This is a genomic window from Haloferax sp. Q22, from assembly GCF_001482285.1.
Lineage (GTDB): Archaea > Halobacteriota > Halobacteria > Halobacteriales > Haloferacaceae > Haloferax.
The window spans coordinates 57,576-68,065 of record NZ_LOEP01000031.1 but is presented as its reverse complement, the minus strand read 5'-3'; the positions used below and the strand labels follow the sequence as shown (position 1 = coordinate 68,065).

General features: G+C 67.6%; 9 protein-coding genes. 1 reads left to right on the top strand and 8 read right to left on the bottom strand.

Annotated elements, in window-relative coordinates; translation table 11 throughout:
* Positions 1-36: 36 nt before the first annotated feature.
* Together AM590_RS13820 and AM590_RS13815 are read right to left on the bottom strand one after the other, a co-directional pair.
* On the bottom strand, positions 37-1,413 hold the full coding sequence (locus AM590_RS13820; RefSeq protein WP_058827982.1) for a cytochrome P450: 1,377 nt from the start codon (positions 1,411-1,413) through the stop codon (positions 37-39).
* A gap of 74 nt (positions 1,414-1,487) precedes the next feature.
* A complete protein-coding gene (locus tag AM590_RS13815) occupies positions 1,488-3,692 on the bottom strand; it encodes an ATP-dependent DNA helicase (RefSeq protein WP_058827981.1) in 2,205 nt (734 codons plus the stop codon).
* A gap of 147 nt (positions 3,693-3,839) precedes the next feature.
* Here AM590_RS13815 and AM590_RS13810 point away from each other — a divergent pair, with 147 nt between their 5' ends.
* Entirely contained in the window at positions 3,840-4,310 is a 471-nt protein-coding gene (locus AM590_RS13810; protein ID WP_058827980.1) for a DUF6789 family protein, read from the top strand.
* A 36-nt stretch (positions 4,311-4,346) separates the two neighbouring features.
* Here AM590_RS13810 and argF read toward each other — a convergent pair whose 3' ends face one another.
* The 6 genes from argF to lysX form a co-directional block, all read right to left on the bottom strand.
* Entirely contained in the window at positions 4,347-5,246 is a 900-nt protein-coding gene (gene argF, locus AM590_RS13805) for an ornithine carbamoyltransferase (RefSeq protein WP_058827979.1), read from the bottom strand.
* Between the two features lie 68 nt (positions 5,247-5,314).
* Complete coding sequence (locus AM590_RS13800) at positions 5,315-6,457, bottom strand: [LysW]-lysine hydrolase (protein WP_058827978.1); 1,143 nt, start codon at positions 6,455-6,457, stop codon at positions 5,315-5,317.
* On the bottom strand, positions 6,454-7,590 hold the full coding sequence (locus AM590_RS13795; protein ID WP_058827977.1) for an aspartate aminotransferase family protein: 1,137 nt from the start codon (positions 7,588-7,590) through the stop codon (positions 6,454-6,456). The genes AM590_RS13800 and AM590_RS13795 overlap by 4 nt, the downstream gene beginning before the upstream one ends.
* Positions 7,587-8,519 carry an acetylglutamate/acetylaminoadipate kinase gene (locus AM590_RS13790; protein ID WP_058827976.1) on the bottom strand — a complete coding sequence of 311 codons (933 nt, stop codon included), beginning with the start codon at positions 8,517-8,519 and terminating at the stop codon, positions 7,587-7,589. The genes AM590_RS13795 and AM590_RS13790 overlap by 4 nt, the downstream gene beginning before the upstream one ends.
* A 55-nt stretch (positions 8,520-8,574) precedes the next feature.
* Positions 8,575-9,618 (bottom strand): N-acetyl-gamma-glutamyl-phosphate reductase, encoded by a 1,044-nt coding sequence (gene argC, locus AM590_RS13785; RefSeq protein WP_058827975.1) that lies wholly within the window; start codon positions 9,616-9,618, stop codon positions 8,575-8,577.
* Positions 9,615-10,490, bottom strand: a complete 876-nt coding sequence (lysX, locus tag AM590_RS13780; protein ID WP_058827974.1) for a lysine biosynthesis protein LysX — start codon at positions 10,488-10,490, stop codon at positions 9,615-9,617. Before lysX ends, argC begins: the two co-directional genes overlap by 4 nt.

Here is a 10,490-nt window from a genome sequence, read left to right as displayed (position 1 = left end):
GCCCCGCCCCGCCCCGCCCCGCCCCGCCCCGCCTCGTCAGTCGCGCGCCCGGAGCCGCATCCCCATCGGCTCTTCGGGGTGCATCGTCAGCGACCCGCGAAGCGAGAACGGCTCGTCGCGGACGTAGTCGAGTTCGTACTGCTGGGCGACGGTACCGAGGATGAGCCGCCCTTCGAGGAGCGAGAGGTGCTTGCCGATACAGTGGCGCGGCCCCCCGCCGAACGGGAAGTACGCGAAGCGCGGGCGGTCGCCGGCCCGCTCGGGTGCCCAGCGGTCCGGGTCGAACGAAAGCGGGTCGTCCCACCAGCGCTCCGAGCGGTGGACGACCCACTGCGGGAGCATGATGGCCGACCCGGCGGGGACGCGGTAGCCGCCGAGGCGAACGTCCACTTTCGGCTCGCGGAACATGACGTACACCGGCGGGTACAGCCGCATCGCCTCGTTCAGCACGCGTTCGGTGTACTCCAGTTCTCGTACGTCTTCGAACGTCGGCGTCCGCCCGCCGAGCACCTCGTCCAGTTCGCGGTGGAGTTTCGCCTCTGCCTCGTGGTGTTGCGAGAGCAGGTACCAGGCGTACGTCAGCGTCAGCGCCGTCGTGTCGTGGCCCGCGAGGAGCATCGTCATCAGCTCGTCGCGGAGGCTCTTCTCGGTCTGCTCGCCCTCGTCGTAGGCGCGGAGCAGAATCGAAAGCAGGTCCATCGGTCGGTCGTTGCCCGTCGCCTCGGCCGGCACCGACGACGCCGGTGTCTCGCCGTACTCGGTCCCGCGGCGCTCCTCGACGATGTCCCAGACGAGCGATTCGAGTTCGGACAGCGCCTCCTTGTACTGGCGGTTCTCCCGCGTCGGGGCCCAGTCGGGCGTCAGGAACCGAAACGGGTCGGGTTCGAACCGCGCGCCGAGCGGTTCGAGGTTCTCCTGTACCCGCCGGATGCGCTCGTCGTCGAGGTCGGTGCCGAACATGGCGTCGACGATTATCTCGACGGTCAGCCGCGCCATCTCCAGTTGCACGTCGACCACGTCGCCGTCGCCCCACGACGACAGCATCGACTCCGTCCGGTCGGTCATCATGCCGGCCATCGTCGAGATGCGCCGCACGTCGAACGCCGGCTGGGCGAGTTGGCGCTGTTTCTTCCACGTCGCGCCCTCGCTCATGAGCAGGCCGTCGCCAAGCAGGTCGCCGATGGCCCTGTCTTGGAACTGCGGCTTTCTGAACTTCGACGCCTCGCTCACGAGCACCGTCTCGACGTCCGTCGGATTCGTGAGCATGTAGGTGTCGAGCGGGCCGAGGTCGAAGTGGACCACGTCGCCGTAGGCGTCCGCGACGGCCGTCAGGAACGTAAACGGGTCGCGGGCGTACTGTCTGCTCGCGCCGAACAACGGGAGGCCCTTCGGTCCGGGAGGGGTCGCACTCATCACCCTGTGTTGGTTCGAACAGGTAAGAATTGCACGGCGGTCCCGACCGACTTTTCGTGCCGAGTGCGACCCGCTCAGGGCCGCGGCGGGTCGCCGTCGTAGGCGTCGTGGTCGTTGTAGAAGTTCAGCATGGCGAACTTGAGTTTGTTCGGCGCGATATCGACCATCTCGGCGCGCTCTTCGACCGGGAACGACCCGCGGACGCCGTACTTCCCCATCGAGGAGCTCTCGCGGGTGTAGCGCTTGTCGGCCAGCACGCGGACACCGAAGTCGTCGGGCGCGCGGATGACCCGCCCGAGCGCCTGTCTGGTCTTCCGAATCGTCGGAATCTCAACGGCGTAGCGCCAGCCGGCGTCTTTCTTGCCGCGGTAGGCGCGGTCGTAGGCGTCCTGTACCGCCTCCAATCGCTCGGAGAGGTGCGGATAGGGAACGCCGACGACCACGACGGTTCGGGCGTCGTCGCCGTCGAAGCTCACGCCCTCGGCGAGTGTCCCCCAAAGCGAGGTGAGAAGCACCGCGCCGTCCTTGCCCACGAACTTCCGGCGCATCTCCTCGGCGCGGACGCCCGGTTCGTCCAAGAACAGTTCCGCGTCGACGTCCGGGTTCGCCCGCAGGCGCTCGTGGTAGCGCTCCGCCTCGGCGTACGACGGGAAGAACACGAGCGTGTTGCCCGGCGTGAAGGTGGCGGCGTCGGCCAACATCTCCTCGATTGTCTGCTGCGTGCCGGGGTCGTCGCGCTCGGAAGAGAACAGCGCGGGCAGCGACACCGAAAACGTCCGACGGTTCTCCTCGGGGTATTCGAGGCCGTAGGCCATCGTCACCGGGTTTTTGAGGCCCAGAGTACCCTCCGTCACGTCGAACGGGCGGAGCGTCGCCGACATCAGGATGCTCGCGTGGACCTCCTCGAACAGTTCCTTCGTGACCTCTCGCGGGATGCAGGTGTACAGTTCGGCGCGGCCGTAAATCTCGTCGGTACCCCCGTCGCGGCGGACGGACAGCATCGGGTGGCGACCGAGTTCGCCGCCCATCTCCGTCCAGTCGGCGATGAAGTTCGCGGCCTGCAGCGTCTGGCACTCCTTGCGCGTCGTCGCCTCGCCGTTCTTGTACGCGTCTTCGTACTGCTCGTCCAACTGCTTGCCCAACTGGAGGGCGAGTTCGACCTCCACGTCGATGCCGCGGCCCTCGTAAGACTGCAGAAAGTCCATCGTCAGGTCGTCGCGGCGGCCCTGATTGGCGATAGAGAGGTCGTACCAGTTCTCGCCGACCTGCTCGCGCTCGCCGAAGCCGAACGCCTCCTCGTAGCTGTCGCGCAGCGAGTCGAGGAACGTCCCGATGACGTTGCGAGCGCTCTCAGCCCGCGAGTCGTCTTCGTCTTCCAGCTCGTTCATCGCGCTTTCGAGCGTGTTCTCGGTGAGCGCGCGACTGGCGTGGTCACGGGCGGCGCTCTCGATGTTGTGCGCCTCGTCGAACACCGTAATCACGTCGTCGGGATCGCGGTCCAGCCACCGGAAGAACTGCTCGCGTATCATCGGGTCGAGCAGGTGGTGGTAGTTGCAGACGACGAGGTCGATGCCCTCCATGCCCTCCTTGAGCAGTTCGTAGCCGCAGAGGTTCTGTTTCCCGGCGTACTCGAAAATCTCGTCGGGCGTCCGCACGTCGTCGAACAGCCACTGGAAGAACTCGTCGGTGTTCCGCGCGAGGTTGTTGTAGTAGTGCTCGCAGTAGTTGCCCTCCTTCAACTCTTCTAGCTCGTCGTCGATGCTGTCGAGTTCGTCCGTGACGGCGCTCCGCGCGTCGGCCGCACCGGACTCGCCCTCACGCATCCCGTCGAGGAGTGACTGCGCCTGCTCGGAGAGTTCAGCCTTGTCGGACTCCTTTTCGACGATGTTTCGCGTCGTATCGCGGAGGGTCTGACACTCCTGAAAGCCCACGTCGATGTGGCACATCGAGGACTTCCCGCGGAACACCACCGCGCGAATGGCCTCCTCTCTGGTGATGGCGCGGGCGTCCTCGACGAACTGGCGCATCTGCTGGTGGACGTTCGTCGTGATGACGACCGTCTTGTCGTGCTCGCGGGCGTACGAGAGCGCGGGCACGAGCGCGGAGATGGTCTTCCCGGTCCCGGTCGCCCCTTCGAGGAGGACGTTCCGCTCGTCGTCGAGGGCGTCGGCGATGCCGGCCATCGCCGCCTCCTGATTGGGGTACGGCTCGTCGTACGGGAAGAACCGCCACGCTCCGTCCGCGTCGCCGTCGTCGGGTGCGCCGTTGGCGTGGGCCACGGGAGAATCTCGGCCGCCATCCGATTAAAAGGCTCGGAGCCCTCGACACCGCCGGACTCGACGGGGACGGTATAATAGTACCCCCGCGGTGCGGCAGTGCCGCCCGTCCGAGTGAGCGTTATCGTGCTAGCTGTTGGCACGCCAACCATGGCCTCTGAAACAGCCACGACACGACACGAATCGACGACGACCGCCTCGTGGCGAACCGGCGTGGCCGCCGGCTCGCTCGCCGCCGTCGTCATGGGTGCGATGATGGTCGTCCAGATGCGGCCAGTCCTCGAAGTCGCCATTCCCTCGATGTACGGCTTGATGGGCGGGGCCGCCGGCTTCACTATCCACGTCGCCCACGGCGCGATTCTCGGCGTCGCGTTCGCCGCCCTCGTGAGCGCCCTCGACTTCGACCTCAGCAGCTCGCTCAGGTCGCTCGGGGCGGGCGTCGGCTACGGCGTCGTCCTCTGGGCCGTCCTGGCCGTCTTGGTCATGCCCGTGTGGCTCGGCGCGGTCGGCTCGCCCGCGAACCCGCCACTCCCGAACGTGAACGTGACGAGCCTCGTCGGCCACGTCGTCTACGGGGCCGTTCTCGGGGCGTCGTACCCCACGCTCGACGGCGTCTTCTGAGAACCTGAAAAGGGCGGCGACCGCCGCGGACCCGGACTATTCTTCGAGCAGTTCGACGATGAGGCCCTTCTGGGCGTGCAGGCGGTTCTCCGCCTGGTCCCAGACGAGCGAGCGCTTGCCTTCGAGCACGTCGCCGGTAATCTCCTCGCCGCGGTGGGCCGGCAGGCAGTGCATGACCTTCGCGTCGGTGCCCGAAAGCAGGTTCTCGTCGAGTTGGAACCCCTCGAACGCCTGCAGTTTCTCGTGGCGCTGGTCCTCTTGGCCCATCGAAATCCACACGTCGGTGTAGACCACGTCGGCGTCCGCGACGGCCTCCTCGGGGTCGGTCGTAATCGTCGGGGCCGAGCCGAGTTCGTCCGCCTTTTCGAGCACGTCGTCGTCGACGCCGTACTCCGGCGGGGTCGCCACGGTGAGGTCGATGCCGGCCATCGCACAGCCGAGGACGAACGATTGGCCGACGTTGTTGCCGTCGCCGACCCACGCGGCCTGTACCTCGTCGAAGTCGCCGACGTGTTCGCGGATGGTGAGCAGGTCGGCGAGCGTCTGGCAGGGGTGGGCGTCGTCGGTCAGGCCGTTGATGACCGGCGCGTCGGAGTGCTCGGCGATTTCGAGCAGGTCCTCGTGGTCGAACAGGCGGACCATGATGGCGTCGCCGTAGCGACCCAGCACGCGCGCGGTGTCCGAAAGCGGCTCGCCGTGGCCGAGCTGGATGTCCTCGGGGCCGAGGAACAGCGCGTGGCCGCCCAGTTCGGTCATCCCCGTCTCGAAGGAGACACGCGTCCGGGTACTCGGCTTCTCGAAGAGCATCGCCAGCGTCGCTCGGGTAAGCTGCGTCTCGTCGTCGCCGGACTTGATGTCGGCGGCGCGGGTGAGAACGCGGTCTAACTCCGATGCGCTGATGTCGTCGATGTCGGTGAAGTGGGTGGTTTCGAGCATTGTGTCGTGTGTCGTGTCTCCGTGTCGGTTCGTCGTCTTGGCCAGTCAGTCGCCGCCGCTCGGTCGCCTCAGTCGTCAGCGAGGCGCTCGCACACGTCGACGAGCACGTCGATGGCGCTATCGAACTCGGCGAGGTCGAGGTGTTCGTTCGGAGCGTGGTCGAGGTCCGAGTCGCCGGGGCCGTAGGTCGCCATGGGGCAGTCCCACGTGCCGGCGAAGATGTTCATGTCGCTGGTCCCGGTCTTGCGGAGGAGCCGGGGCTTCACGCCGCCGACGTTGCGGATGGCGACGCGGAACGCCCGCGCCACGTCGGTGCGGGGGCTCATCATGACCGGCGGAATGGGCTTGTTCCAGTGGACGCCGCCGCGGGTGAGTTCGCCCTCCGCGACCTCGCGAACGTCGTCGATGGAGAGCCGCGGCGGGACGCGGAACTGTACGTCAACCGTCGCCTCGACCGCGAGGCCGTCGTCGGTCGGGCCGCCGTCGAACGTCACGGGCTTGGTCGTCACCGTGTCGAAGACGCCGTCGCGCTCTTCGTCGAAGAAGTCGGCCACGCGGGACCACCACGCGACCGCGGACTGGATGGCGTTCTCCTCGGGGCGCGAGGAGTGACCGAGTTCGCTCGTCGCGATGTACGTTCCCGAGAGGAACCCGCGGTAGCCGAGCGTGACGCCGTCCCAGCCCGAGGGTTCGCCGTTGACGACCGCGTCGGGCTCCTCGCGGTCCTCCACGAGGTGCCACGCGCCGCGCGAGGAGGTCTCCTCGCCGACGACGCCGACGAACGAGACGCCCGTCTCGACGGCCGCCGCGGCCATCGAACAAAGCGGCCCTGTCGCGTCGACGCTGCCGCGACCCCAGAGGACGCCGTCTTCGATTTTCACCGGCACGTCGCCGGGGACGGTGTCGATGTGGGAGGTGAGAAGCACCGCGTCGTCGGCCGGCGCGCGGACGTTGCCGACCTCGTCTATCCAGACCTCGCGGTCGTGCGCCTCGAAGAACGCTTTCAGGACCTCGGCGGCCGCCTCCTCCTCGCCCGACACCGAGGGCGTCGAGACCATGTCGTAGAGGAGGTGGCGCGCGTCGGCCCACTCGCCCTCGTCGAGGGCGTCGGTACTGGTGTCCGAGACGGCGGTGGTGTCGGCGTCGGCGTCGGCCGCTCCCGCTTTCTCCACGTCCGCCTCGTCGTCTTGGCGTTCGATTTCGGCGTTCATGATAACACGTTCGTCATGGCGTCGACCGCGCGGTCGGCGTGCTCCTCCTCGATGACGAGCGGCGGCAGGAACCGGACGACCGTCCGGCCCGCGGGGAGCGCGAGCAACTGTTCGGACAGCGCGAGGTGCTTCAGCGTGCGGTTCGCGCCGCGTTTGACCTCGACGCCGATCATGAGGCCGTCGCCGCGGACCTCGCGGACCGGCAGATCGTGTTCCTCGACGGCCGCTTCGAGTTCCGTCGTGAGGTAGTCGCCCACCGCGGCCGCGTGGCCGGGCAGGTCCTCTTCGACGATGGTGTCGAGGGTGGCGTTCGCCGCCGCACAAACCACGGGTCCGCCGGAGAACGTCGAGCCGTGGGAGGCCGCGCCGTCCGCAATCCAGTCGGCACAGAGCGTCGCGCCGAGCGGCAGTCCGTTGGCGATGCCCTTCGCGCTCGTCAGGATGTCGGGGACGACGCCGACGTTCTCGCAGGCCCACAGCGACCCGGTGCGACCGATGCCGGTCTGAATCTCGTCGAAGACGAGCGCGGCACCCGCGTCCTTGGTCAGGTCGCGGGCGGTCTGGAGATACTCGGTCGTCGCGGGGTTGATGCCGCCTTCGCCCTGAATCGGTTCGAGGAAGACCGCGGCCGTCTCGTCGTCGACGGCTTCGGCGAGTTCCTCCTCGTCGCCGTAGCTGACAAACTCGACGCCGCCGGCGACCGGCTCGTAGGGCTTCTTGTACTTCTGTTTCCACGTGAGCGCGAGGCTCCCGAGGGTGCGGCCGTGGAAGGCGCGCTTCGTGGCGACGATTTTCTGGCGGCCGGTCGCCGAGCGGGCGAACTTCATCGCCGCCTCGTTGGCCTCCGTGCCGGAGTTACAGAGCCAGACGTTCGAGATGTCGCCGGGCGCGAGCGTCGCCAGCTTCTCGTAGAGTTCGGTGCGGACCTCGACGGGGTACGACGCCTGCACGTAGGTCAGCTTCGCGGCCTGCTCCTGAATCGCGGAGGTGACCGCGGGGTGGGAGTGGCCGAGCGCCGCGACGGCGTAGCTCGCGCCGAAGTCGAGATACTCGGTTCCGTCGTCCGAGTAGAGATACGGCCCCTCGCCCGACTCGATGGCGATGGGTTTCTCGTTGAAGACGAAGCCGCTCATTGTTCGGCCCCCCCAGCTTCGACCAGTGCGCCGGGCGTCACGTGCGTGCCGCCGCCGTTGAGCGCCGTCACGATGGGGTCGTTCAGGTTCGCGTCGGAGACGACGACCTCGGCGGCCCCGCCGTCGAGGGCCTCCTTCGCGGCCATGACCTTCTTGGTCATGAACCCTTCAGCGGCCGATTCGAGCGCCGAGAACTCCTCGGGCGTGTCGGCCGTCTCGATGAGCGTGGATTCGTCGTCGGGGTCGGCGTAGACGCCTTTCACGTCGGTGAGGACGACGAGTTTCGCGCCGAGCGCGCCCGCGACTGCGGCGGCGGCGCGGTCGGCGTCGGCGTTGACCGGTACGCCGTCGTCGGCGAGCATCGGAACGGTCACGACGGGCGTGTAGCCGCCGTCGAGGAGCGTTTCGAGGAGCGTCGCGTTTACCGAGGTAATCTTCCCGGAGTGGTCGCCGCGCTTGATCTTCTTCTTGCCGTCTTCGATGACCCGGACGGCCGACTTGCGCGGGCCGGTCAGGAGGCCGCCGTCGACGCCCGAGAGACCGAGCGCGTCGACGCCCGCCTCGCGGAACAGCGCGGTCAGGTCCGTGTTGAGCTTGCCCGGCATCACCATCGAGAAGACCTCCATGGTGCGCTCGTCGGTGAAGCGGCCGGAGACGCCCGAGGGCGACTCGACGTAGGTCGGCTCCTCGCCGAGTTCTTCGAGCGTCTCGTCGACTGCGGTCGAGCCGCCGTGGACGACGACCACGTCGGTGCCGTTGGCGACGAGGTGGGCCACGTCGGAGACGGCTCCCTGCGGGTCGACGGCCTTCGCACCGCCGATTTTGACGACGACCGGCGGCTCCTTGCCGCCATCGGTGAGTAGATTCGCTTCGTTGTCGACGAGCTGTTCGTGTGCCGCGAGCAGTTCCTCGCGTGTGTATCCTGTCATAGTCGAAATGGTGCGTAAATCGTGTGTCGGGGGCGAGCGTTCGGGGGCGGTGCGGTCAGGGCGAGCCGATGGGGTGGAAGCCGGTGAAGTCGAGTCCTGCGGTCTCGTCCAGCCCGAGCGCGATGTTGGCGGCGTGGACCGCCTGCCCCGCGGAGCCTTTCATCATGTTGTCGATGGCCGAGAAGACGACGAGTCGTCGGTTTCCGGGGTCGATTTCGAAGCCGACCTCGCCGAAGTTCGTCCCGGCGACCGACTTCGGTTCCGGGTAGCGGTAGACGCCGCCGCCGCCGGCGACGGTGCGCATGAACGGTTCGTCGCCGTAGGAGCCGCGGAACGCTTTCCACATGTCGCCCTTCGAGACGGGGCCGTCGGGGAAGACGTGACAGGTCGCCGCCGCGCCGCGGACCATGTCGACCGCGTGGACGGTAAACGAGACCGAGAGGCCGAGGTACTCCTCGATTTCGGCCTCGTGGCGGTGGCCGGTCGGCGCGTAGGGGCGGACGATGCCCGAGCGCTCGGCGTGCGACGACGCCTTGCTCGCGCCCGCGCCGCCCTCCGACGAGCCGACTTTCACGTCCACGACGACCTGCTCGTCGCCGGAGAGGATGCCGGCGTCGAAAAGCGGCTTGAGGCCGAGAATCGTCGCGGTCGCGTTACAGCCGCCCGCGGCGATGAGGTCCGCGCCGGGGAGGTTCTCGCGGTTCAGTTCGGGGAGCGCGTACTCCGACTGTTCGAGGTATTCGGGGCAGACGTGGCCGTCGTACCACTCGTCGTACTGCGCCGCCTCTGAGAGGCGGAAGTCCGCAGAGAGGTCGACGACGGTGTCCGCCGCGTCCTGAAAGGCGTCGATGTGCTCCATCGAGACGCCGTGGGGCGTCGCCGTGAACAGCACGTCGACCGATTCGAGGTCCTCCGGCGAGGTGAAACGGAGGTCGAGGTGACGAAGGTTCGGGTGGACGTGACCGACGGTCTTGCGCTCGTAGGAGCGGCTCGTCGCCTGTTCGACGTCGAAGTTCGGGTGGCCGTCGAGCAGGCGGAGCAGTTCGCCGCCGGTGAAGCCGGAACCGCCGACGACGCCCGCGGTGAGTTGGTCGCTCACGCCGAGACCTCCGCCAGCGACTGCTCGCCGTCGACCTTGGCTTCGAGCCAGTCGACGACTGTCGCGGGAACGTCCGTCTCGACGGCGTCGTTGAGCGCCTTGAACTCGACGGTGTGGTTGACCTCGTGAACCGTGTAATCGTCACCCGCTTCCATGAGGTCGACGCCGAGCAGGCCGCCGCCGACCGCGTCGGACGCCTGCCTCACGAGTTCCTTCGCGCGGTCGTCGAGTTCGAACTCCTCGACGCTCGCGCCCTTCGCGGCGTTCGTGAGCCAGTGGTCCGACGAGCGGACCATCGCGGCCACGGGTTCGCCGTCGGTGGCGAGCACGCGGATGTCGCGGCCCGGCTTCTCGACGAACTCCTGGATGTAGAACACCTTGTGCTCGTAGTTGCCGAGCGTCGACTTGTGTTCGAGGATGGCCTCGGCGGCCGACTCGGAGTCGATTTTCGCCATCAGGCGGCCCCACGAGCCGACGACCGGCTTGAGGACGCAGGGGTAGCCGAACTCCTCGACGATTTCCATCGCCGAGTCGACCGTGAAGGCCACTTTCGTGTTCGGCGTGGGAACGCCCGCGTCCGCGAGCGCGAGGCTGTTTTTCGCCTTGTCGGCGCAGATGTCGGCGGTCTCGTGGGAGTTGACGACCGGGATTCCGTACGACTGCAGGAAGCGCGTGATGTAGATACTCCTGCTCGTCGCCAGACAGCGGTCGACCACCACGTCGAGCCCGTCGAACGATTCCGGCGGCTCCGTGAGGTCGAACTGCTCTTTCCGAACGTCTATCTTCGTCACCTCGTGGCCGCGGTCGCGAAGCTCGTTGAGCAGGAGCTTCTCGTCGCGGCGAATCCGGGAATAGAGCAGTCCAACGTGCAA

Coding starts and splice junctions, on each gene's coding strand:
- AM590_RS13820 (WP_058827982.1), bottom strand. CDS start 1,413: ATGAGTGCGACCCCTCCCGGACCGAAGGGCCTCCCGTTGTTCGGCGCG.
- AM590_RS13810 (WP_058827980.1), top strand. CDS start 3,840: ATGGCCTCTGAAACAGCCACGACACGACACGAATCGACGACGACCGCC.
- argF (WP_058827979.1), bottom strand. CDS start 5,246: ATGCTCGAAACCACCCACTTCACCGACATCGACGACATCAGCGCATCG.
- AM590_RS13800 (WP_058827978.1), bottom strand. CDS start 6,457: ATGAACGCCGAAATCGAACGCCAAGACGACGAGGCGGACGTGGAGAAA.
- AM590_RS13795 (WP_058827977.1), bottom strand. CDS start 7,590: ATGAGCGGCTTCGTCTTCAACGAGAAACCCATCGCCATCGAGTCGGGC.
- AM590_RS13790 (WP_058827976.1), bottom strand. CDS start 8,519: ATGACAGGATACACACGCGAGGAACTGCTCGCGGCACACGAACAGCTC.